The organism is Sagittula sp. (assembly GCF_052825245.1).
Map to the genome: position 1 here is coordinate 31,819 of NZ_JBRBWD010000033.1, position 22,715 is coordinate 54,533.

23 protein-coding genes are annotated in these 22,715 nt (G+C 68.4%); 7 read left to right on the forward strand and 16 right to left on the reverse strand.

Annotation, left to right across the window (positions count from 1 at the left end; genetic code table 11):
- Positions 1 to 105: 105 nt before the first annotated feature.
- Positions 106 to 1,239, reverse strand: coding sequence for an alkane 1-monooxygenase (locus ACU0DV_RS14285; RefSeq protein WP_100928060.1), 1,134 nt, complete (start codon positions 1,237 to 1,239; stop codon positions 106 to 108).
- A gap of 60 nt (positions 1,240 to 1,299) precedes the next feature.
- Positions 1,300 to 2,358, reverse strand: coding sequence for an A/G-specific adenine glycosylase (gene mutY / locus ACU0DV_RS14290; protein ID WP_446241925.1), 1,059 nt, complete (start codon positions 2,356 to 2,358; stop codon positions 1,300 to 1,302).
- 79 nt (positions 2,359 to 2,437) lie between these two features.
- On the opposite strand from mutY, the gene ACU0DV_RS14295 reads away from it, so the two are divergent.
- Genes ACU0DV_RS14295 through ACU0DV_RS14305 form a run of 3 tightly spaced genes read left to right on the forward strand, consistent with a single transcriptional unit; the run spans position 2,438 to position 4,820 of the window.
- The gene (locus tag ACU0DV_RS14295; RefSeq protein WP_283982192.1) at positions 2,438 to 2,992 is read left to right on the forward strand and encodes a DUF721 domain-containing protein; all 555 of its coding nucleotides are present in this window, start codon (positions 2,438 to 2,440) and stop codon (positions 2,990 to 2,992) included.
- 20 nt (positions 2,993 to 3,012) lie between these two features.
- Entirely contained in the window at positions 3,013 to 3,699 is a 687-nt protein-coding gene (locus tag ACU0DV_RS14300; RefSeq protein ID WP_100928057.1) for a DsbA family protein, read from the forward strand.
- A complete protein-coding gene (locus tag ACU0DV_RS14305; protein WP_446241924.1) occupies positions 3,696 to 4,820 on the forward strand; it encodes a CaiB/BaiF CoA transferase family protein in 1,125 nt (374 codons plus the stop codon). Before ACU0DV_RS14300 ends, ACU0DV_RS14305 begins: the two co-directional genes overlap by 4 nt.
- Positions 4,821 to 4,950: 130 nt before the next feature.
- Here the strand turns inward: ACU0DV_RS14305 and ACU0DV_RS14310 are convergent, their stop codons facing one another.
- From ACU0DV_RS14310 to ACU0DV_RS14330, 5 genes are all read right to left on the reverse strand, one after another.
- Entirely contained in the window at positions 4,951 to 5,403 is a 453-nt protein-coding gene (locus ACU0DV_RS14310) for a hypothetical protein (protein ID WP_100928055.1), read from the reverse strand.
- 23 nt (positions 5,404 to 5,426) lie between these two features.
- Positions 5,427 to 6,557: a saccharopine dehydrogenase family protein gene (locus ACU0DV_RS14315; protein WP_446241923.1), complete on the reverse strand. Its 1,131-nt coding sequence runs from the start codon at positions 6,555 to 6,557 to the stop codon at positions 5,427 to 5,429.
- A complete protein-coding gene (locus ACU0DV_RS14320; RefSeq protein WP_446241922.1) occupies positions 6,554 to 7,609 on the reverse strand; it encodes a saccharopine dehydrogenase in 1,056 nt (351 codons plus the stop codon). Before ACU0DV_RS14320 ends, ACU0DV_RS14315 begins: the two co-directional genes overlap by 4 nt.
- 102 nt (positions 7,610 to 7,711) lie before the next feature.
- A complete protein-coding gene (locus ACU0DV_RS14325; protein ID WP_100928053.1) occupies positions 7,712 to 8,371 on the reverse strand; it encodes a histidine phosphatase family protein in 660 nt (219 codons plus the stop codon).
- Between the two features lie 71 nt (positions 8,372 to 8,442).
- Positions 8,443 to 9,084: a hypothetical protein gene (locus ACU0DV_RS14330; protein ID WP_446241921.1), complete on the reverse strand. Its 642-nt coding sequence runs from the start codon at positions 9,082 to 9,084 to the stop codon at positions 8,443 to 8,445.
- Positions 9,085 to 9,214: 130 nt separating this feature from the next.
- Here ACU0DV_RS14330 and map point away from each other — a divergent pair, with 130 nt between their 5' ends.
- Positions 9,215 to 10,024: a type I methionyl aminopeptidase gene (map, locus tag ACU0DV_RS14335; protein WP_100928051.1), complete on the forward strand. Its 810-nt coding sequence runs from the start codon at positions 9,215 to 9,217 to the stop codon at positions 10,022 to 10,024.
- A 128-nt stretch (positions 10,025 to 10,152) separates the two neighbouring features.
- On the opposite strand, the gene ACU0DV_RS14340 is transcribed toward map, so the two are convergent.
- Positions 10,153 to 11,124, reverse strand: a complete 972-nt coding sequence (locus ACU0DV_RS14340; protein WP_446241920.1) for an MBL fold metallo-hydrolase — start codon at positions 11,122 to 11,124, stop codon at positions 10,153 to 10,155.
- 248 nt (positions 11,125 to 11,372) lie between these two features.
- Between ACU0DV_RS14340 and ACU0DV_RS14345 the strand changes: the two genes are divergently transcribed.
- The gene (locus ACU0DV_RS14345) at positions 11,373 to 12,401 is read left to right on the forward strand and encodes a TRAP transporter substrate-binding protein (protein ID WP_446241919.1); all 1,029 of its coding nucleotides are present in this window, start codon (positions 11,373 to 11,375) and stop codon (positions 12,399 to 12,401) included.
- Positions 12,402 to 12,538: 137 nt separating this feature from the next.
- Here ACU0DV_RS14345 and rsmD read toward each other — a convergent pair whose 3' ends face one another.
- Entirely contained in the window at positions 12,539 to 13,093 is a 555-nt protein-coding gene (gene rsmD / locus ACU0DV_RS14350; protein ID WP_446241918.1) for a 16S rRNA (guanine(966)-N(2))-methyltransferase RsmD, read from the reverse strand.
- Positions 13,090 to 14,295 (reverse strand): NAD(P)/FAD-dependent oxidoreductase, encoded by a 1,206-nt coding sequence (locus tag ACU0DV_RS14355; RefSeq protein WP_446241917.1) that lies wholly within the window; start codon positions 14,293 to 14,295, stop codon positions 13,090 to 13,092. The genes rsmD and ACU0DV_RS14355 overlap by 4 nt, the downstream gene beginning before the upstream one ends.
- An 80-nt stretch (positions 14,296 to 14,375) precedes the next feature.
- Between ACU0DV_RS14355 and ACU0DV_RS14360 the strand changes: the two genes are divergently transcribed.
- Together ACU0DV_RS14360 and ACU0DV_RS14365 are read left to right on the forward strand one after the other, a co-directional pair.
- Positions 14,376 to 14,864 (forward strand): peroxiredoxin, encoded by a 489-nt coding sequence (locus tag ACU0DV_RS14360; RefSeq protein ID WP_100928046.1) that lies wholly within the window; start codon positions 14,376 to 14,378, stop codon positions 14,862 to 14,864.
- A gap of 335 nt (positions 14,865 to 15,199) precedes the next feature.
- On the forward strand, positions 15,200 to 16,588 hold the full coding sequence (locus ACU0DV_RS14365) for a vanadium-dependent haloperoxidase (RefSeq protein ID WP_446241916.1): 1,389 nt from the start codon (positions 15,200 to 15,202) through the stop codon (positions 16,586 to 16,588).
- 124 nt (positions 16,589 to 16,712) lie between these two features.
- Here the strand turns inward: ACU0DV_RS14365 and ACU0DV_RS14370 are convergent, their stop codons facing one another.
- The 6 genes from ACU0DV_RS14370 to ACU0DV_RS14395 all read right to left on the reverse strand — a co-directional run bounded on the left by ACU0DV_RS14370 (position 16,713) and on the right by ACU0DV_RS14395 (position 22,578).
- Positions 16,713 to 18,113, reverse strand: coding sequence for a nucleobase:cation symporter-2 family protein (locus ACU0DV_RS14370; RefSeq protein ID WP_283982202.1), 1,401 nt, complete (start codon positions 18,111 to 18,113; stop codon positions 16,713 to 16,715).
- 227 nt (positions 18,114 to 18,340) lie between these two features.
- Positions 18,341 to 18,637: a 4a-hydroxytetrahydrobiopterin dehydratase gene (locus ACU0DV_RS14375; RefSeq protein ID WP_100928043.1), complete on the reverse strand. Its 297-nt coding sequence runs from the start codon at positions 18,635 to 18,637 to the stop codon at positions 18,341 to 18,343.
- The gene (locus ACU0DV_RS14380) at positions 18,634 to 19,833 is read right to left on the reverse strand and encodes a GNAT family N-acetyltransferase (RefSeq protein WP_446241915.1); all 1,200 of its coding nucleotides are present in this window, start codon (positions 19,831 to 19,833) and stop codon (positions 18,634 to 18,636) included. The genes ACU0DV_RS14375 and ACU0DV_RS14380 overlap by 4 nt, the downstream gene beginning before the upstream one ends.
- 31 nt (positions 19,834 to 19,864) lie before the next feature.
- Complete coding sequence (locus ACU0DV_RS14385) at positions 19,865 to 20,617, reverse strand: glycerophosphodiester phosphodiesterase family protein (RefSeq protein ID WP_100928041.1); 753 nt, start codon at positions 20,615 to 20,617, stop codon at positions 19,865 to 19,867.
- On the reverse strand, positions 20,614 to 21,078 hold the full coding sequence (locus ACU0DV_RS14390) for a RidA family protein (RefSeq protein ID WP_100928040.1): 465 nt from the start codon (positions 21,076 to 21,078) through the stop codon (positions 20,614 to 20,616). The genes ACU0DV_RS14385 and ACU0DV_RS14390 overlap by 4 nt, the downstream gene beginning before the upstream one ends.
- 231 nt (positions 21,079 to 21,309) lie before the next feature.
- The gene (locus ACU0DV_RS14395) at positions 21,310 to 22,578 is read right to left on the reverse strand and encodes an HlyD family type I secretion periplasmic adaptor subunit (RefSeq protein WP_370314146.1); all 1,269 of its coding nucleotides are present in this window, start codon (positions 22,576 to 22,578) and stop codon (positions 21,310 to 21,312) included.
- Positions 22,579 to 22,715: the final 137 nt, after the last annotated feature.

Here is a 22,715-nt window from a genome sequence, read left to right on the forward strand (position 1 = left end):
CATTGTCACCCCGCAGCCGCCGGGGTGCGACCTTCCAGCCGGGGCCAGGAAGACTTTTCGGACGAAAAGTCTTCGCCGCCAAAGACCTTTCGTCCGAAAGGTCTTTTATCTCGGCATCGGATGGCGCGCCTTGTTGTAGGGGGACCAGTCGGTGATCTCCGGGTAATAGCGGGCCCGCCAGGCCCGGACCTTCGGATTCATCACGCGTTTCCACACCGGCGGCACCATCGCCGCCATGGCCATCAGCGGATAGCCGTAGGGCAGCTGCGGCGCCTCGGTCTCGTCGTAGGTCTGGAGCAGCGGAAAGCGGCGGTCGGGCCTGTAATGGTGGTCGGAGTGGCGCTGGAGGTTGATCATCAGCCAGTTCGTCGCCCGGTGCGAGGCGTTCCACGAATGGCGCGGCAGCACGTGTTCGTAGCGCCCGTCGCCGAGGTGCTTGCGGGTCAGCCCGTAATGTTCGACGTAGTTCACCACCTCGAGCTGCCAGATCGCGACGCCGGCCTGCACGAGGAAGAGCCCCGCGCCCAGCCAGCCGCCAAGCGCCAGAGCCAGCAGCAGCATGCCCGCCTGCAGCGCCCAGTAGCGCCAGAACGGGTTGCTGCGGTGGGTCCAGGGCAGCCCCTTGCGGGCCAGCATGTCGCGCTCCGCCCGAAAGGACGACTGCAGCGATTCCCGCAGCACGCGCGGATAGAACCGGTGGAAGCCCTCGTTGTAGCGCGCGGTTACCGGGTCGCGCGGGGTGCCGACATAGCGATGGTGCACCAGCAGGTGCTCGCTGCGGAAATGCGAGTAGAGCACCATGGCCAGCAAAATGTCGCCCAGCCAGCGCTCGAACCGGTTCCTCTGGTGCAGCAGTTCGTGGCTGTAGACGATCCCCACCGTGCCCGTCATCACGCCCGTGCCGAACATCACACCGAAGATCTCCCAGCCGTTCAGGTGGTCGGCGCGGCTGACGTACCAGATCAGCCCGAAAAGCGTCAGGAACTGCACCGGCACCCAGAGCTGCGTCAGAAGCTTGTACCAGAACAGCTGGTCCTCCGTCGTGTCGAGGTCGGCGTTCTGCGTGTTCAGCCCGGTCAGGATGTCGATGGCCGAGAACAGGTACCAGGTCGCCAGCGGCGTCAGCAGCACCCAGGCCCCGCCCCTGACCGCGCCGATCCAGACCAGCGGAATCAGCAGGAAGGACAGGAAGAACGGAAGCGCGGCGGTGAAGCGGGCGACATGCGCGGCGGGGATCATGGGACTGCTCCGGTGTTCGGGTCCGTTATAGCTCTGACGCGACCCTGACCCAAGCGCGCATCACCTGCCTTGCGCGAGGTCAAAGGCCTTCCGCATCACCGTTGGCAGATCACTGGGGCTGAAATCCGGCAGCGCGATGAAATCCCCGCGGTGTGGCTTTCGGTCCATGGGCACCAGCGCGGTCTTCACCACCAGCCTCAGGTGGAAGTGAGTGAAGGTGTGCCGCGCCTCGCCACCGACCGTCTTCCATTCGGCGCGAATCGGCGGGTCCTCCTCCGGGGCGGGGCCCTCCACGTCCAGCCAGTCGGTCCCGGGCCAGCCCAGCATCCCGCCCAGCAGCCCCTTGTCCGGGCGCGTCTCCAGAAGCCACGCCCCGTCCACGCGCCGGGCGAGGTAGGCCACCCCCTGCCGCACCGGCTTGCGTTTCTTCGGGGCCTTCTTCGGCAGTTCCAGCGCGGTGCCGTTGGCCCAGGCCGCGCAGGAGGTCCGCCAGGGGCAGAGCCCGCAGGCCGGGCGCTTGGGTGTGCAGATCGTGGCGCCAAGGTCCATCACCGCCTGCGCATAGTCCCCGGGCCGCGCGTCCGGCGTCAGCGCCGCCGCGTGGTCCGTGAGGATCGGCTTGGCCGCGGGCAGGGGCGTGTGCTCGTCGTAGAGGCGGGCCATCACCCGCTCCACGTTGCCGTCGACCACCACCCGGGGCGCGTCGAAGGCGATGGCCGAGATCGCCGCCGCCGTGTAGGGGCCCACCCCCGGCAGGGTCAGCAGCACGTCGTGATCCGCCGGGAACACCCCGCCGTGATCCGCCGTCACCACCCGTGCGCATTTCAGCAGGTTGCGGGCGCGGGCATAGTATCCCAGCCCCGCCCAGGCCGCCATCACCTCCGCGTCCGGCGCGGCGGCCAGCGTCTCGACCGTCGGCCAACGCTCCGTGAAGACACGGAAATAGTCCTTCACCGCCGCCACGGTCGTCTGCTGGAGCATGATCTCCGACAGCCAGATCCGGTAGGGATCGGGCCTGACGCCCGCCGCCCGCGCACGCGGTCCCACACGCCACGGCAGGTCGCGGGCATGGCGGTCGTACCATTGCAGCAGGTCTGCGGCATCGGCGGGGTCACGCAAGGGTGAATACCTCATGAACTTCGGGGCTGGCGCCCGGGGGCCGTGGCCTTAGAATAGCCTCCCGTACGGGGAGTCAATCATGGCGCAACGCAAGTCGACCACATACGGGTTCGCCCGGACCGAGAAGCTGCTGTCGGGCCAGATCCGCAAGGCCTCGGAGACGCGCGGCTTTGCCAAGTCCCGCATCCTCACCCACTGGGAGGAAATCGTCGGCGCCGAGCTGGCCGGCATGTGCCGCCCGGTCGAGGTGCGCTACGGCCGTGTCCGCTACGACGGCACGACCAACGATTCGCAGGGCGCCAAGCTGGTCATCCTGACCCGCGGCGCCTTTGCCCCGATGCTCGAGATGCGCAAGCGCGAGATCCTCGACCGGATCAACGCCGTCTACGGCTACCCGGCGATCCGCCATGTCATCCTGACCCAGACCGCGCCCACCGGCTTTGCCGAGGGGCAGGCGGACTTCCGGCACCGCAAACCCGCGGAAAACGACCGTACCCCCGATCCCCAGGCGGTGGCAGAGGCCCGGCAGGCGGCGCAGGCCGTGACCGACGAGGGCCTGCGCGCAGCGCTTGAACGACTGGGGGCAAACGTCATATCGAAGGCAGGGCGGCGCGAGCCCCGCTCTGCGGACTGAACTCAAGAGAGGCAAGACAGATGAACAGGATCCTTTCGGGCGCCCTCGTGGCGCTGGGACTGGCAGCAGGCGGCGCGTGGTACATCACGCAAGGCGGGCAGGGCACGGGCGCGAACATCGCGCTTCCGGGCGCGGCCAACGCGCAGGAAAGCACGGCAGAGGTCGACACCTCCACCATCACCGAGATGGTCATGGGCGATCCCGACGCACCGATCGAGGTGATCGAATACGCGTCGTATACATGCCCGCACTGCGCCAACGCGGCAAAGACGCTGATCCCCGAGCTGAAGAAGAACTACGTCGACACCGGCAAGGTGAAGTTCGTCTACCGCGAGGTCTACTTCGACAAGTACGGCATGTGGGGCTCGATGATCGCGCGCTGCGGCGGCCCCGAGAAGTTCTTCGGCATCACCGACCTGATCTACAAGGGCCAGGACACCATCCTCGCTCCCGCGCGTGACGGCAACGACGCCGGTGTGGCGGACGAGCTGCGCAAGATCGGCCGCATCGCCGGGCTCGACAACGAACAGCTCGACGCCTGCCTCGCCGACGGCGACAAGCTGCGCACCCTGCTGGTCTGGTTCCAGGAGAACGCCAAGCGTGACGGCGTCGACTCCACCCCGACCTTCATGATCGACGGCCAGAAGTACTCGAACATGAGCTACCAGGACTTCTCCAAGATTCTCGACGAGAAGCTCGGCGAATGACCTCCGCCCCGCGCGGCCCGCTCGAAGGCCTCAGGGTCGTCGAGCTGGCCCGCATCCTGGCCGGCCCCTTCGCCGGCCAGACGCTGGCCGACATGGGCGCCGAGGTCGTCAAGGTCGAGGCTGCCGCAGGCGACGACACGCGCCGCTGGGGCCCGCCCTTCATCGACCGCGACGACGATCACACCGCCGCCTATTTCCACTCGTGCAACCGGGGCAAGACCTCGGTCGCCGTGGACCTGACCACGCCCGAGGGGCAGGCGCAGGTCCGCGACCTCGTGGCGGATGCCGACATCCTGATCGAGAACTTCAAGGTCGGCGGGCTGGCGAAATACGGTCTCGACTATCCCTCGCTGGCCGAACTCAACCCGCGCCTTGTCTACTGCTCGATCACCGGCTTCGGGCAGGACGGCCCCTATGCGCACCGCGCGGGCTACGACTACATCATCCAGGGCATGTCGGGCTTCATGTCGATCACCGGCGCCCCGGACGGCGAACCGCAGCGCGCGGGCGTGGCGATCACCGACCTCTTCACCGGGCTCTACAGCGTCTCCGCCATCCTCGCCGCGATCCACCAGCGCGACCGCACCGGGCGCGGCCAGCACATCGACATGGCTCTGCTGGACTGCGCCGTGGCCGCCATGGCCAATCAGGCGCTCAACTACCTCTCCACCGGCACACCGCCGGAACGCACCGGCAACTACCACCCCAACCTCACGCCCTACCAGGTCTTCGAATGCAGGGACGGGCACATCATCATCGCCACCGGCAACGATGCGCAGTTCCGGCGGCTGGCCCGCGTGCTCGGCATGGAAGAGCTGGGTACACAGCCTGAATACATCTCCAACGCCGCCCGCATTGCGCATCGCGCGCAACTGACGGAGGCGCTGGAAAACGGCACCCGGCAACTGGCGAAGGACGACCTGCTGGCCGCCTGCGAGGCCGAAGGCATTCCCGCCGGCCCGATCAACGACATGGCAGAGGTCTTTGCCGACCCGCAGGTCAGGGCCCGTGGCCTGCAGATCGCGCCCGAAGGCATACCCGGCGTCCGCTCGCCCTTCCGCTTCTCCGACGCCGATCTCACCCTCGACCGCGCCGCGCCACGGTTGCCAAAGGCGGACTGACACCCTTCATCTTGGCGCAAAATACCTCGGGGGGCCCCGCAGGGGCGGGGGCAGCGCCCCCTCCACCCCCCGGATCGTCGCACCGGACGTCCGGCACCTCGTAGGGCGGGGTTTCACGCCGCCCCTGCCGTCACTCCGAATACATCGCGCATACGGACAGGGCACCGGCGTTGTCGCTCAGCCCCGGGTCGGTCTCGTTGATCCGGAATTCCACCTTCTTGCCGTGCACACGGAACGGGCCGGTGGAATCGAGCGTGGTCCTGAAGGCGGCCCATGTGCCCTGCCGCGACCCGCCGTTCTCCGGCACCCTGTAGAGAAGCGTGCCATAGGCCGCCCGGGCGTTCACGCGGTCCACGCCGCTCTCGGCCATGCGCTTGGCCGCGGGGCCGTGGTATCCCGGCGCGCCGACCGGATCGTAGACCCCGTCCGCGATCGTCCATTCGCCCGTGACCTGAACGTCATGGACGATGCCCGACGGAAAGGCCGACGCCTGCCAGCCCTCCACCGCCAGAACCTCGTGACAGACCGTGTGCCCCGCCGCGACGGCGCCCGGCCAGAATATCAAGAATGCCCAGATCTTCATGCGTTTATCCTCGACTCACTCCTTCACGAAAGGTGATCCACAACCGTCATCCGCTGCGCCAGCCCCTTCACGCCGTCGAGCCAGCGGTTGACCAGACGCGGGTCGGACGGTGCGGCGGTCACGCCGGCGGGGACCTCGCGGGCCAGCACCGACTGCACCGCCCAGCTCACCGGCACCGACACCAGCCGCGCCATGGCCGATCCGCGCGCGTCGCCCCAGGCGTCCATCACCCAGGTCTTGTGGTAGACCGGCGTGCCGTCGCGCTCCGCCTTCAGCGACACGCACAGCACCACGCGGTCCGGCTCGCCCTCGTCATAGCCGTTCTCGGCCAGCAGCTTGTCGGCGATCTCCTGCAGGCGCGCGTCGGAGGCGCCGGGCGCCTCGGCGAAGATGTCCTTCCACGCCTCCGCCCAGCCGTTCAGCCGCAGCGTGCCGCGCACGAAGTCCTTCACCTGCCAGTCGCCGCCAAAGCCGTACTCCGCCATGAACGGCAGCGAATCGCGGTTCGGATAGACCTCGAAGCTTTCCGGCGGGTCGAGCGGCGCGTCGTAGCGGGTCAGCGCGTCCCAGGGGTGCGCGACCTCCAGCTCCTCGTAGTGCCGGATCGAGCGTGAGGGCGAGCGCAGCGCTTTCAGCACGCCCACCGGCGCCCAGGAGAACTTGTAGCGGAAGGCGTTCGGCACCTTGGGCACCCCGCCGCAATAAGAGGTGAAGGAAACCGCGTTCGCCTTGTCGAAGGCGGGCGAGGCTTTGTAATCGGCCACCAGCCAGTGCGCCATCAGGTGGTCGATGCCGGGGTCGAGGCCGACCTCGTTCACCAGCCGCGCATCCGCCGCCCGTGCCTTCGACGCCAGCGCCCGCATCTCCGGCGAGATGTAGGAGGAAGAGACGAACTGCGCGCCCGCCTCAAGCGCCAACTCCGCCAGCGGCACGTGCCAGTCGGCGGGCAGCATCGACACGACCACGTCGCCCTCCGACAGCGCGCCCTTCAGGACCTCGGGCGCAAAGGCGCAAACCTCCACGTCCCGGTCCCCCACCGCCGCGCGGGCCTTGTCCACCGTGCGGTTCCAGACCACGACCGGCACGCCCTCGTCGATAAGCCGCCGCAGTCCGGGGACCGTCGACAGCCCCGTTCCGATCCAGTGTACCGTCATGCCATGGCCTCCTTCAGATGTTCATCGAATGTAGTGCGTGCCGCGCCCCAGACACCTCCCCCGATCCGGTCGAGTGTCAGGAGGTGCGGCAGAAGCTGCGCCGCGAAATCCAGCGAGGATTCGAGCGGCAGGAGAGAGGGCAGATTGTCGATGGCCATCACGTCCAGCGGCGGTGCGTCGTGCACCCGGACCACCGGCGCCTCCCAGCTCGTGGCGGCGTCGTAGACCGGCACGGGGTTGTAGTCGCTTGTCGGGTCGCAGGCGATGTCGCCGATCACGCCCAGCCGGCGCACCCGCCCGCCCGCGTCCGCCGGCACGAAGACCGGCACGCCCGGCATGGCGAGGATGCAGTTGAAGAACAGCTCGTGCTCCAGCACTTCGGGGAAGGGGCCGCCATGGGCGGTCTCCGCCATGTCCCAGCCGGTCACCGGGATGCCCACCTGTTCGCACAGCTTCTGCGCCCCCGATCCCACGCGCCCCAGTGCACCGATCACCAGCGCGCTGGCCTGCGGGGCGTCCGACAGCGCCGCGCGCACCTCGTCCTGCAGCGCCTCGGCGTCCTTCCAGGTGCTGACCGGGCCGCAGACCTCGCCGCGCGCCTGCGCCGCCCAGGCCAGGGCGCTGACCGCGGCACCGGCGTAGCCCGCCCAGAAACCGAAGGCCGCGACGCGCCGGTTGTCCTTGTCGACGAGGTATTCGAGATCGTAGAGCGCGCCGCCCCCCTCGCCGAACCGGCGCAGGAAGCCGTCCCAGCCGGTCTGCCGCTTGAAGGCATGGCCGAACATGATGTGCCTGTGGCGCAGCGGCGTGCCGTCCTCCGGCAGTTCCTTCAGGCCGAAGACGATGGCCTCCGGCGGCGCGTCTGGCCAGGCCCCTTCCGGCGCGACATCGGCCCCGGCGGCGGTGAAATCCTCCAGCGGCAGCACGCGGTGGGGGCTTTCCTCCACCGTCACGGCGATGCCCTTCGCGCGGAGGGCCTTCACCCCCTCCGGCGTCAGGCCGACGCGCTCCTCGTTGGGGCGGCTTTCGGAACGGATCCAGAGGTGGGTCAAGCGCGTGTCTCCCGTGTTCGTGGTTGCGCGCAGGGAACCGTCCCCCGCGCCGGGGTTCAAGGGGAAAGCGCCCTTCCGGCGCGGGAACGGTCCGGGGCGGCCTTACAGGTGGCTGCGTGCGAACAGGCGTTCGGGTGTGTCCAGATGCGGCAGCGCGTTGAACTGCGTCAGCGCCAGCCCGCTGGGCAGCGGCTGGATGCGGTGGAGCGAGGTGTTCTCGATCGCGAGGCAGGCATGCGCCAGCGCCGTCAGGTCCAGCCGCATGACGATCCGCATCGCCATGCCGATCAGCCCGCCCGAGGTCACCACCAGCGCGCGGCCCTCGCCCTCGGCGATCTCCGTCAGGGCTTCGCGGACGCGGGCCTCGAAGGCGGCGAAGGTTTCCGGCGCGTCCTCGATCCGGTCCTCCTGCCACAGCCCGAACATCTTCGGCATGTGCGCGACAAAGGTTTCGCGGTCTCCCGGCATCTTCAGCCCGTGCTGCGCCTCGACCAGCGTGGCGAGGTCGAAATAGGCCAGTTCGTTCAGGCGGGGGTCGCGGATCGGTCCTTCGAGGCAGTCGGGCGCAATGGCCTCGGCGGTCTCGACGTGGCGGCGCAGCGTGCCGGTGTAGACCCGCGCGAACTTCTCGCCGGTGGAGCGGAACCAGCCGCCCAGCCACTCTGCCTGCTGCCAGCCAAGCTCGCTCAGGCGGTCATAGCCCAGTTCGTCCCGCGCAGAGGAATTGGCCTGGCCGTGGCGGACAAGGGTGACGTGCGACATGGGAAGGTCCTTTCCAATACTCACGCGCGGCTTACGCCGCCGCGCGCCGGAGGAAAAGGTTCATAAAGCCGTCACATCGGCGGGGTGACGGTGATCGCGGGATCGTAGGTATAGACGTTCACCTGCACGTCGCCGGACGGCTCGGACGCGTAATGTGCCACGCTTTCGGAGGTCTCCCACCGCATCACCCGCCCGGTGCCGGGATCGACGAAGACGGTGTTGAGCGCGCCGAACCACGCACCCGCGGCGTCCGGCATCGGATCTGTCCTGGTGAAATAGACGAACTTCTCCAGCGTCATGCCCTCCACATCCACCATGCCGGGGCAATCCGTGCGGTCGAGGTTCTTCACGTTCTGCGCCATCTGCGTGCGGATGAAGCCCTCGTGGTCGGCAGGCATCAGGTTCGGCGCCTTCGTCCACGGCCCATCCGGCGTCTCGCCCATCCAGCTGTCCGAGCCGTCGAGCAGGATCTGCTGCCCGCCCCTCATGCCCCCGACCGTCTTCAGCGCCGTCTCGTAACGCGCCTCGTAGACCCAGCGGACGGTGCCTTCGGCGTCGTAGGTCGTGCCGACAAAGCTGTGCGGCGGGCGGGCAAAGGGGTCGAGCGGGCCGCCGTCGAACATGGCCGCGATCCGGTCGCGGCAGTCGTCGGCAAGGGCCGGGGCAGGCGCGGCAAGGGCAAGACAGGCAACAAGCGGAAGGAAATGTCGCATGGCTGAAAATCCGTTCGGTCTGGAAAACAGGGCAAATCGTAGCCCGCACCGGGCCGCATTGCCAAGCTGACGCTCTGGCATCTTCGGTCAAAAGCGCTTAAATCATGCAGAAAGCGAACGGAGACGCGCATTGAACCAGGATACCGCAGGCCGCATCACCCGAGAGGGCATCCGCATCCATGACGCAGCGGACTTTGCCGGCATGCATGCGGCAGGCAAGGTCGCGGCACAGATCCTCGACGAGGTCGCCGACAAGGTCGACGTCGGCGTGACCACGGGCGAGCTCGACGATTTCATCACCCGCCGCGTGACCGAGCTGGGCACCACCTCCGCCACCATCGGCTACAAGGGCTACCAGCATGCGTCCTGCATTTCGGTCAACCACGTGGTGTGCCACGGCATCCCCGGCGACAAGAAGCTGAAGGACGGCGACATCCTGAACATCGACGTGACCGTGATCCTCGACGGCTGGTTCGGCGACAGTTCGCGGATGTACGTGGCGGGCAAGCTGCCGCGCAAGGCCGAGCGGCTGATCGAGGTCACCCACGATGCGCTGATGCAGGGCATCGAGGCGGTGAAGCCCGGCAACACCTTCGGCGACATCGGCCACGCCATCCAGACCTTCGTGGAAGGACACCGCATGTCGGTGGTCCGCGATTTCTGCGGTCACGGGCTGGGCCGGGTGTTCCACGCCCCGCCGAACGTCCTGCACTACGGCCGCCCGGGCACCGGCCCGCGGCTGGAAGAGGGCATGTTCTTCACCATCGAACCGATGGTGAACCTCGGCCGCCCGGAAACCAAGGTGCTGGGCGATGACTGGACCGCCGTGACCCGCGACAAGTCGCTGTCGGCGCAGTTCGAACATTCGGTCGGCGTGACCTCGGACGGGGTGGAGATCTTCACCCTCTCGCCCGCAGGCCGGTTCCACCCGACCTACTGACGCCTGTCGCCCTGACCCCGGGCGGCAGCGCGGGCGCGACCCGCGGACGCCTCCGGCGGAGGTATTTTTGCCAAGATGAAGGGCAGGGGGCGCCCCTGCACCCCCTTGTCGGTCTGGCTGATTAGCGGTCAGCCCCACTGCCAGAGCGCGGGCACGAAACGGTAGGCGTCGCCTTCCTTCATCACATGGCCCACGCCCGGGAAGGGGAAGTGGTAGCCCAGCACCGCCATTCGGTCGGTGGCCGCCATGTCCAGCAGGTTCTGCCGGGTCTCCACCGTCAGCTCGCCGTTCATGTCGAAGTTGTTGTACCAGCCGGGCCGGGCGAAGTTCATGTAGGCGTGGTTCATCGCATCGCCGAGCGCGATCAGCTGCTTGCCGCCCGATTCCACCACGACCGACATGTGGCCCGGCGTATGGCCCGGCGTGTCGATCACGCGCACCCCGGGCACGATCTCGTCCTCGTGGTTGACCAGCGTCCACTCCGCGCCGTCCACCTCGAGCGAGTTGACCGCCCCCACGGCGAACTGCTGGAGGTCCTGCGGCATGCGCGCGGCCAGCCCGTCCTGCATCCAGAACTCGTGCTCGGCCGTGCCGATGTGGAAGGCGGCGCCGGGCAGGATCGCCTCGTCGAAGTCGTCCCGGATGCCCCAGATGTGGTCGGGGTGGGCGTGGGTGATGACCACATGGGTGATCGTCTCCGCGTCGATGCCCGCATCCGACAGGTTGCCCATCAGTTCTCCGGCGGTGGGCAGGAAGCGGTCGCCCGATCCCACGTCGACCAGCACCACGGCATCGCCGATCTCGATCACCAGGTGGTTGGTGTGGGAATAGTTGGTCTCCGTCGACAGGAAGTAGCTTTCGAGGAAGGCCTTCACCTCCTCGGGATCGGCGTTCACGCCCAGCCCGTTGGCCGGCACTTCCAGCCGCCCGTCCGAGACGACGGTCAGTTTCGCCTCGCCCAGGGTAAAGCTGAAATGCTGCGGATTGCCGGACGCCGGCGCGCCCAGCGTCTGGGCACGGCCCAGGGCGGGCAGTGTCAGCGCCGGGGCGCTCGCGGCCATGGCCAGGATCTCGCGGCGGGTGGGGCGGATGATGGACACGTGCGGACCTCCCTATCATGCATGTCTTCGAATGTCAGAATAGCATCGGCACCGGCGATTTCCACCGCCATCGGGCATCGCGGAAAGATCGGCGGCAATTCCCGCCGATGCGGAAATTTGACCATGTGGTCAATAGGTTGCGACCATAGATTCGCTCGGATTGACGCTTGGGAAGGTTGTATCCCCCGGGGCGATCCTGTACCTCCGGCGGGCCGCTGCACTGCAGCACATCACGGGAAGGAGACCCGATGACCCGGTACTGGCTGACCGCCGCCCTCGCACTCACCCTCGCCACCGGCGCCGCCGCCCAGGAGGTGACGCTGCGCTTCCAGCACTTCGTCTCGCCGAATTCGGCCAACCCGGCGCATTTCATCGAGCCCTGGGCCGAGAAGGTCGAGAAGGAGTCCGGCGGCCGCATCAAGGTGGAGATCTATCCCTTCATGCAGCTCGGCGGCACGGCCCCCGAGCAGTACGACCTGATCGTCGACGGGGTGATCGACGGCGGCTGGGTCATTCCCGGCTACCAGGCCGGCCGCTTCCCAGAAACGGAGGTGCTGGAACTGCCCTTCATGGTGACCAAGTCCGCCGAGGAGGCCTCCGTCGCCGCCTGGACCTTCACGCAGAAGTACCTGACGGACGATTTCGCCGACGTGCACCTGATCGCCGCGCACATGCACGGCCGCGGGCTGATCCACATGAAGGGCGACGCGCCCGACACGGTGGACGACCTGCAGGGCAAAAAGCTGCGCGGCCCTTCCCGCCCGGCGACCCTCCTGCTGGAAAAACTCGGCGCCGTGCCGATCGGCATGCCGGTCCCGCAGTTCCCCGAGGCGCTGTCGAAAGGCGTGCTCGACGGTGGCGTCATCACCTGGGAAATGTCGCCCTCGCTGAAACTCGACGAGCTGACCGACAGCCACACCGACGTGGCGGGCGACAAGTCGCTCTACAACCTGTTCTTCATCTGGGGGATGAACAAGGACGTCTACGACAGCCTGCCCGACGACCTGAAGGCGGTGATCGACGCGAACTCCGGGCTCGAAACCTCCGCCTGGGCGGGCCGCGCACATGACACCGGCGACGCCGAAGGCCGCGCCGTGATGGAGGCCGCCGGCAACCAGATCGCCACCCTCTCCGAAGAGGAAACCGCCCACATCCGGGAACTGGGCGACGAGGTGATCGACGAATGGATCGCCGACATGGACACCAAGGGCCTCCCCGGCCAGCAGCTGGTGGACGACGCCCGCGCCATGGTGGCGGCCGCGGCCGGCGGCAACTGACCCGCACCCGCCACGCAAAGCGACCCCCGGCTTCTTTGCTTCGGAAATACTCCGGAGGGGGTCCGGGGGAGGCAGAGCCTCTCCCGCCTGCGCGGGCAGGGCCCGCGCGTATCGTCCCGGCGGCAGCCGGGGCGACATCACAGGGCGCGCAGCACCGTCACATGGGTGTCGCCGTATTTGCGTGTGTCCAGCGTCGCAAAGCCTGCGGGCGCCACCTGCGGCGCACTTTCTTCCCAGACGACCAGCGCCTCCGCCCCGATCCAGCCCTGCGCAAGCGCGGCCTCCAGCGCCCGTGCGCCCAGCCCCTTGCCGTAGGGCGGGTCGAGGAACACCAGCGAAGAGGGCGCGCCCGGCGGCAGCCGCGTCGCATCGGCGCCGATCACCGTCGCCCGGTCGGCACAGCCCAGCGTCTTCAGGTTCTCGCGGATCAGCCGCTGTCCCACCCGCCCGTTCTCCACGAAGGTGGCGGAAAGGGCACCGCGCGACAGCGCCTCCAGCCCCAGCGCGCCGGTCCCGGCAAAGAGGTCCAGCACCACCGCACCCTCGAACGGCTCGCCGAAACGCCCGCCCGCCAGCATGTTGAACAGCGACTCGCGCACGCGGTCGGTGGTGGGGCGCAGGTGCGCGCCCGGATCGCCCTTGCCCACGGACGCCAGCCGCCGGCCGCGCCACTCGCCCGCAATGATCCTCACGCCTTCAGCAGCGCCTTGAGCTGCGTCTCCGGGTCGGCCACCGCCTCCGGATCGGGGGTCCTGCCGCCCTCGATCAGCCGTTTGCCGACCATGTAGGCCCTGGAATCGTTCATCGCGTCGACCGCCAGCAGGGTGTCGCCCTCGTAGTACCAGTGCGACAGCGCCTCGCCGTCGCGGCGCACCACGATCCGGTCGTAGCCGGTGTTCAGCCCGGCGATCTGCAGCTTCACGTCGTACTGGTCCGACCAGAACCAGGGCTTCGGCACGTAGCTCCGTCCGGCGCCCATGATGTTCTCGGCCACCAGTTCGCCCATGTCGATGGCGTTGCCCACGGATTCCAGCCGGATGCGGCCTGCGCCATGCGGGAAGGACGCGCAGTCCCCCGCCGCCCATATCGACGGGTCCGAGGTGCGGCCGTGACTGTCCACCGCGATGCCGTTCAGCACCTCCAGCCCGCAGCCCTCCGCCAGTTCGGTGGCGGGCGCGATGCCGACGCCGACGATCACCATGTCGACGTCCAGTGTCGTGCCGTCCGCCAGTTCGGCGCCGGTGACGTGACCCTCGCCCAGAAGGCGCACCAGCCCCGTGCCCTCGCGCAGGTCGACGCCGCGCGCCCTGTGCAGGTCGCGGAACCAGGCGGAGGTCTCGGGCGCGGCCACCCGCTGCAGGATGCGCTCTGCCGCCTCGACCAGCGTCACGGTCAGGCCCAGCTTGGCGCAGACCGCCGCCGCCTCCAGCCCGATGTAGCCGCCGCCGACCACCAGCACCCGCTTGCCCGACACGCAGGAGGGGCACATCGCGTCCACGTCCGCCAGCGTCCGCACCACGTAGACCCCGTCGAGCGCCCCGCCGATCCCGGCGGGCAGGCGGCGCGGGACCGATCCGGTGCACAGCACCAGCTCGTCGTATTTCACCGCGCGGCCTCCGGCCATGACCTCCTTGTTGTCACGGTCCACCGCGATCACCTTCTCGCCCACATGCAGGTCGATGGCGTTCTCGGCGTAATAGGTCGCGGGCCGCAGGTAGAGCCGCTCCTCCTCCATCTCGCCCAGAAGGTAGGCCTTCGACAAAGGCGGGCGCTGGTAGGGCGGCGCCGGCTCCTCGCCGATCAGCGTGATGGTGCCCTCGAACCCCTTCGAACGCAGCTTTGCCACCAGCGAGGCCGCCGCCTGTCCTCCCCCAACAACAACGACGTCCGTCATGGCGCGTGCTCCTTTTCTCTTGTCGCCGAGACACTATCCTTGCGACACAGGGAAACGCAATTCCACGGAGGACAGGACAAATGGCGATTTCACCCGGTGACACGCTGCCGGAGGCAACTCTGTTGCGCATCGGCGCAGACGGGCCCGAGACGGTCGAGCTCTCGGCGCTGGCCAAGGGCCGCAAGCTGCTCATCTTCGCGCTGCCGGGGGCCTTTACCGGCACCTGCACCAACGCCCATGTGCCCAGCTTCATCAAGACGAAGGACGCCTTCGCCGAGAAGGGCGTGGACGAGATCGTCTGCATCGCGGTCAACGACCCCTTCGTCATGGATTCCTGGAGCCGTCACACCGGCGGCGACAAGGCGGGCATCACCTTCCTGGCCGACCCGGACGCCGCCTTCACGAAGGCGATGGGCATGAACTTCACCGCGCCGCCGGTGGGTTTCTACGACCGCTCGAAGCGTTACGCGATGGTGGTGGAGGACGGCACCGTGAAGGCGCTGAACCTCGATGAAAGCCCCGGCGTCTGCGAGAAGTCCTGCGGCGAGGCGATGCTGGAACTCGCCTGAACCACGGCGGCGCCCCGGCCCGAAGGGGCGCCGCCTTCCCGCGCAACGCGCCGCCCGATGCCCCCGCCAGCCCCCCGCCGACCGTCGTACGGCCGGCGCCTGCCGGACCGCTAAGCGGCCCCGCGAGACCCTTTTCCCAACCGATTCTCTTGGTCTCACGATCGCGCGCGGCATCCCGCCGATGCGCGCCGATCACCCGCATGACCGCCCGTCGCACGGGAATCATGGAGTTTTCCCCATGCTTTTCGGGAAACCTCCGGCCTAAAAACTTGCCAGCTTTCCAACCGTCGGCCAACATCGGCCAATAACATTAATTTGAAGTTGGGAGCTGCCATATGACCGACTCGCAAGTGATTACGAAATTCAGCAGACGCGCGGCGCTGGGTGCATTGACCACCGCCGCCGTTGTTGTCGCGGCACCGAAGGCCTTCGCCGGGCAGAGCTGCCGCTCTTCCGCCTCCTATATCGAGGGGGTGGTCTCGCCGGGGCGTATGACCCCGGTGATGTGGTGGTCCGACCAGCTCGTGCAGAAGGTGCGCGACACGGCCACCCCGCCGCCGCCCGCCACCCGCGCCTTTGCCATCGGCCACCTCGCGGGCTTCGTGGCGGTGAACGGGCTGGCCCCGCGCTACGCCGGGCCGGTGAAACTGCCCGAGCCGCCCGCGCCGGTGAACGCCGACATCGCCTACGGCACCGCCGTCGCCACGGCGATCAATGCGCTCTTCGGCTGGGACAACTGCGAACTGATGGCCTTCCTCGACGGGTTCGAGGACGGCGAGGCCAAGAACAACGCCATCGTCTGGGGCGCCAACGCCGCCCATGCCGTGCTCGACTGGCGTGGCGAGGACGGGATCGGCATCTCGAAGGAGCTGCTCTACACCAAGCTCGACGGCCCCATGGCCTGGCAGCCGACCGGCCCGTTCTTCGGTGCCGAGAACGGCCCGACCTTCAAGCAGTACGGCGGCCCGCTGCTGCCCGGCTGGGGCAAGATGAAGACCTTCGCGGTCGGCTCTGCCCGGGACTTCCGCCCGGCGCCCTTCCCGCGTCAGGACAGCAAGGAGTTCATGCGCCAGCTCGAGAAGGTCTTCCAGTGGGGCGGCGCGACCAGCGATTTCCGCACCGAGGACCAGGCCGAGATCGCCTTCTTCTGGGAAGACGGCCCGCGCGGCGCGACCCCGCCGGGACACTGGCAGATCATCGCCATGGACCTGCTTCAGCGGCAGGACCTCGACCTTGTCGACCAGGCGCGGTTCATGGCGCTGATCAGCATGTCGCAGGCCGATGCGGCCATCGTGACATGGGACTGCAAGTTCGACATGGACGTGCTGCGCCCGGAAACGGCGATCCGCACCACGATCCTGCCGCAGGACAGGTTCGCGCGGTTCCATGACGCGGAATGGAAGACGCTGATCCCGACGCCGCCCTTCCCGGCCTATACCTCGGGGCATTCGACATTCAGCGGTGCCTCGGCGCGGATGCTGGCGCATCTTCTGGGCACCGACCACGTGTCCTTCACCGGCTACGCGCCCGACCTCGTGAACTGGCCCAAGCAACTGGGCGGGGTGCGGCGGTCGTGGACGACACTCAGCCAGGCGGCGGACGAGGCAGGCGCCAGCCGCGAATACGGCGGCATCCACTGGGAGGCCGACAACACCGAAGGCCTGCGGATCGGCCGCCTGATCGCCGACACGGTCTTTGACACCGCCCTGCCGCGTCTGGGCTGACACCGCCTTACGGGTATCGACATCCCCGCAGTCCGCTGCGGGGGTGTTTCTTTTCCCGCTCGGGCACTCCGGACACGGGAAGGGCGCGCCAGACGGCACGCCCTCCATTGCATTTCGACGGTATTCAGACGGTTGCCGTCTCTTCCTCCACCGGGGCCACGGTCTCGACCGGCTTCGCGGTTTCGTCCGTGTCCGGGATCACCAGAGACAGGATGATCGCCGACAGGCCCGCCAGCGTGATCGGCGTGGCGACCACCTGCTTGAGGAAGACCGGCAGGTTCTGCGTCGCATCCGGCACCAGCGTCACGCCAAGGCCAAGCCCGAAGGACACCGCCATGATGTAGACCTTCTTGCGGTCGATCTCCTGCGTGGCGAGGATGCGGATGCCCGCCACGGCGATGGTCCCGAACAGCACCAGCGTCGCGCCGCCCAGCACCGGCTTGGGGATCAGCAGGAAGATCTGCCCCACCACCGGCAGGAAGCCCAGCACCACGAGGATACCGGCGATATACAGACCCACGTGCCGCGAGGCGACGCCGGTCATCTGGATCACCCCGTTGTTCTGCGAGAACGTGGTGTTCGGGAAGGTGTTGAACAGCGCCGCGAGGCCCGAGTTCACCCCGTCCGCAAGGATGCCGCCCTTGATCCGCTTCATGTAGAGCGGCCCCTTCACCGGCTGGCCCGCGATGACGGAGTTGGCCGTCAGGTCGCCCGAGGTCTCGATCGCGGTCACGAGGAAGACGAAGGCGATGGGCAGGAACAGCCCGATGTCGAAATCGAGCCCGTATTTCAGCGGCTGCGGGATCGCCAGCAACTCGCCCTGACCGGCGCGCGACAGGTCAACCTGGCCCAGGACCATGGCGACGATCGTGCCGATCACCAGCCCGATCATGATCGCCGAGATGCGCAGCATCGGGTTGCCCACGAAGGTCAGCACCAGGATCACCGCCACCACGATGGCGCCCATCAGCAGGTTGACCGGCGCGCCCAGCGTCTCGCCCGCCTGCGCGCCGCCGGCGAAGTCGGTGAAACCCACCTTGACCAGCGACAGCCCGATCACCGTGATCACGATGCCCGTCACGGTCGGCGTGATGATGCGGTCCAGCTTGTCGACGAACTGGCTCAGCACGATCTCCACGACGCAGCCGGCAAGGCACAGCCCGAAGATCATTGCCAGCATGTCCTCCGGCGTGCCGCCCGCGTTCTTCACCGCGAAACCCGCCGCCAGCACCGGCCCGAGGAAGGCGAAGGACGTGCCCTGCACGCTCAGCAGCCCGGAGCCCACAGGCCCCAGCCGGTAACACTGGATGAAGGTCGCCACGCCCGACACGAACAGCGACATGGCGATGAGGTAGGGGATGTGCTCTCCCAGCCCCAGCACGCCGCCGATCACCAGCGTCGGCGTCACGATCCCCACGATGGAGGCAAGGATGTGCTGCATGGCCGCCAGCGCGGCGGCAGGCGGCGCGGGCGTGTCGTCCAGCCCGTAGATCAGGGTTCCCGTATCGTTCGATGTACTCGTCATGTGTCCCTCCATACCGCGTGGATGCGTTTGCTCCCGCAGGACGATTGTCCGAGCAAGCAAGCGCCGCGGCGAGTCGCCTCGCCCGCTTTTGGGGGTGACGTGGGACGGTATCTACGGAAAGCCCGCCGAAACGCATTCCGGCGGGCGGTTTGCCGCTTTGGCAGGCAGTCGTGGCACGGCCGGCCGGGCGCCCCCGGGACTCAGGGGGCGCGGCCGGACCGCAGCGGTCAGCCGAAAAGGCCGTCCATCTTCCGCGCCAGTTTCGCATCGAGCGAGGACAGCCCGTCCACGTCATGCGTGGTCAGCGTGACCTCGACGGTGTTGTAGACGTTCGACCACTCCGGATGGTGGCCCCACTTCTCGGCATACATGGCAGCCCGCGTCATCCAGCCGAAAGCGGCGGTGAAGTCGTCGAACTTGTAGGTCTTGCGGATCGCGTCGCGGTCCTCGACCATTTCCCATCCGGTGTCGAAAAGCGGTTCCAGCACGGTCTTGCGTCCGGTGTCCGACAGTTTCTCGGTCATTCCTGTTCCTCCCGTCTGTCTTTCCTGAAGGGCCCGTAGCTGGTCAGGATCTCGATATCCTCACCGACCGCGCGCCGCTCTGCTTCCAGATAGCGCGCCACGGCGTCGGAAAAGGAGGGCTCCGCAATCCAGTGCAGCGAATGCACCGGTTTCGGCAGATACCCGCGCGCCAGCTTGTGTTCGCCCTGCGCCCCGGCCTCGACCCGCTTCAGCCCGTGGGCGATGGCAAAGTCGATGGCCTGATAATAACACGCCTCGAAATGCAGGCAGGGGTGATCCTCGACGCAGCCCCAGTAGCGCCCGAAAAGCGCGTCGCGCCCGACAAAGTTCAGCGCCCCCGCCACGTAGCGCCCGTCGCGCTCGCACATCACCAGCGCGATGTCGTCCCGCAGCGTCTCCTGCGCGATGTCGAAGAAATGCCGGGTCAGGTAGGGCGAGCCCCACTTCCGCGCGCCCGTGTCCTGGTAGAACCGCCAGAAGGCATCCCAGTGCTCGGGCCGCAGGTCGTCGCCCGTCAGCATGTGGATCTCGCCGCCGAAATCCTGCGCCTTCGCGCGCTCCTTGCGGATCGTCTTGCGCTTGCGCGAGGACAGCGTCGCCAGGAAGGCATCGAAGTCAGCGTATCCGTCGTTGTCCCAGTGGAACTGCTGCGTCACCCGGTGCAGCAGGCCCATCTCCGCCCCGGCCTCCGCCTCTTCGCCGGTGCAGAAGGTGGCATGGACCGAGCTCAGCCCGTGGTTCGCCGCGAACTGGATCGCGCCCTGCACCAGCGCCGAACGGCCCAGCGTCTCCCAGCCCGGCTTCACAAGGAACCGCCGCCCGGTGGCGGGGGTGAAGGGCACGGCGATCTGCATCTTCGGGTAATAGCGCCCGCCCACGTTCTCCAGCGCATGCGCCCAGGAATGGTCGAAGATGTATTCGCCCTGGCTGTGGCTCTTGGCGTACATCGGCGCGACGGCCACGACCTCGCCCTCCACCTCGACCGACAGGTGGTGCGGCTCCCAGCCGGTGCGCGCGTCGACCGACCCGCTGTCCTCCAGCGCCTTCAGGAACCTGTGGGTGGTAAAGGGGTCGCGGGGCCGCTGGCCGTCCGCGGCCTCGGGACAGGCGCAGGCGTCCCAGACCCCGGGCGCGATGTCGCCAAGCGAGGGCAGGACACTCACGGTCACGTCGCGCTGCGCAGTCTCTGTGTTCATGCTTCCCAATCTGGCCCCGCGGGCGCGGCGATCAAGCGGGGTAGCCCTCGAACGTGACATTATCGGCGATGCGCCGCGCCTCTGCCTCCTCCGTGGGCGTGCGGATCGTCCAGCACAGGATCGACAGGCCGCGCGCCTTCAGCTGCGCCACACGCGGATTGTCGAGGTCCTCGTGGTGATGGCTGATGAAATGCAGCGACATCTCGTCCGCCAGCCCGATCTCTGCCAGTTCCACCCGCCGCGCGGCGGGCAGGGTGGGGTAATCCTCGGCGGTGCCCGCACAGGTGGTCAGGCCGCGCGGACGGCGCGGGCACAACCGTGCGAGCATGGCCACCGAATGGGGGTTGAACGACATAAGTGCCGCCTCGCCCTCGTAGCTTTCGATGGCCCGCGCGCAGGCTTCCTCCAGCGGACCCACGTCCGGGCCCATCTGGCCGTCCTGGTCCTTCACCTCGATCAGCAGAGGCACCTGGCCTGCGACGATCTCCAGCACCTCGGTCAGCGTCGGGATGCCGTCCTCCGCGTCGCGCAGAAGGATGCCGCCCAGCTCCGCCGCCGTGCGCTGCGCCACCGGGCCGCTGGCCGCGGTCAGCCGCGCAAGGTCGTAGTCGTGGAACACCATGGCCTGACCGTCCGCCGAAAGCTGCAGGTCAAGCTCGATGGGATAGCCCGCCGCCACGGCGGCGCGGATCGCGGCACGGCTGTTTTCCGGCCGCCCCGCCGCCCGGTCGTGGAACGCGCGATGCGCGACGGGCCGGTCGAGAAACGCGCGCGGCAGCATCATTCGACCTCGAAGATGCCTTCGATCTCCACCGCGACGCCCAGCGGCAGCGCCGCCGCCGACACGGCAGAGCGGGCGTGCCGCCCCTTGTCGCCCAGCACCGCCACCATCAGGTCCGAGGCGCCGTTGATCACCTTCGGCTGGTCGGTGAAATTGCCCAGCGAATTGACGAAGCCCACCAGCTTCACCACCCGCTTCAGACGGCCGAGGTCGCCGCCGCAGGCCGCCTTGACCTGCGCCAGCAGGCTCAGCGCACAGGCCATCGCCGCCGCCGCGCCCTGCTCCACGTCGAGATCGGCGCCCACCTTGCCCTTGATCAGTTCGCCGTCCATCATGCTGATCTGCCCGGAGACATAGAGCGTATTGCCGCTCAGCACGTACGGCACGTAGTTCGCCGCCGGCGCGGGCGCGTCGGGAAGGGTCAGGCCAAGCGTCTTCAGACGCTCTTCGATCTCGTTGCTCATCGGGGGTCTCCTTGTCGCCGCGGCGGCTTGCCGGCCGCCGGGCAGACGCTAGAACGCGCCCCGGAAAAGCGAAACCCCCTGCCGCTTCACCTTGGCAAAAAATACCTCGGCCCTGCCCGCGACGCGGCGCAGGCCCGGGGCAGGGGCGCAGGCAACCGCCCGCCAGGTCCGCCAAACCTCGTCGGGGCAAAGGACCGCGCCGCACCGTCCTGACCCGCCAGCATCAAACGCTCAGCTCTCTCGGAACGCCTTGGAGAAATAGTCCATGAACGGCTTCACCAGGTAGGCCAGCGGCGTGCGGTCCTCGGTGCGGATGAAGGCCTCCACCGGCATGCCGGGGATCAGCACCGTGCCTTCGGGCAGGCGCGCGATCTCGCCCTCGTTCAGCACGATCTCCGCGCGGTAGTAGCGCACGCGCGAGGCTTCGTCCTCGAAGGCATCCGCCGAGATCTGCGTCACCTCGCCGAACAGCTCCGGCGTCTGCCGCTGGTCCAGCGCCGAGAACTTGAGCGCCACCTCCTGGTCGACGAACAGCTTGTCGATGTGGATCGGTTCCACTTGCGCGGCGATCACCAGCGGCCGGTCCTGCGGCACGAGGTACATCACCGGCTCCGCCGCCCGGATGACCGAGCGCGGGGTGAACACCGTCATCCCGTAGATCACGCCCGACACCGGCGCGCGGATGTCCAGCCGGCTCAGCCGCTCGCGCAGGCTGCGGCGCTGCTCCGCCAGCTCGCGCTCGCGGAACTGCAGGTCGCGCAGGGTGGTGATCGCCTCCTCGCGGCGCTGCGTCTCCAGCCCGAGGATCTGGATCTCCGTCTCGGTGATCCGCCCCTCCGCCTGCGCCTTCGAGGCCACCAGCTCGCCCATCGTGCCCGACAGCCGCGCCTCTTCGCGCTGGAGCGACAGCACCCGGCTTGCCTGCGCCAGCCCGCGGTCGAGAAGCGTCTGCTGGTCGCGCAGCTCCTTCCCGATCAGCTCCAGCTGCGTGGTCAGCGCCGCCTGCTGCGCCTCGATCCCGCGCACCTGGTCGGCGGTCTGGTCGGCCCGCTTGCCCAGCTGCTCGATCTCGCGGTTCAGCGATTCCGCCCGGGCGAAGAACAGGTTGCGCTGGCCTTCCACCAGCTCCTCCACCTCTTCGCTGTTGCGCGCGGCGGCCAGCACCTCCTCGTCGAAGACGATCTCCTCCGCCCCGTCCCGCTCCGCGATCAGGCGCGCGCGGCGGGCCATCAGCTCGTAAAGCTGGCCCTCGACGATGGTCAGTTCCGACAGCAGCAGCGTCGGGTCGAGCTGCAAAAGCAGGTCGCCCTCCGCCACCTCGTCGCCCTCGTCCACCGCGATCCGCGCGACCACGCCGCCGTCCGGGTGCTGCACCACCTGCCGGTTCTGATCCACCTGGATCTGGCCCGAGGCGACGATGGCGCCGGAAATGTTCGTCGTGGCGCCCCAGTAGCCGAAGCCGCCGACCAGCAGCGCCACCGCGAGCACACCCACCGTCATCGGGCCGCGCGTCGGGAAGGAGGCATGCGACGGCAGCGCCGGGGTCATGCCCCCGCCGCCGCCCGTGTTCGACGCCGCCGCCCGGGCCGCCACAGCCGCAGCCGCGGCAGCCGCCGGGGTGGGCGCCCCCGCATCCC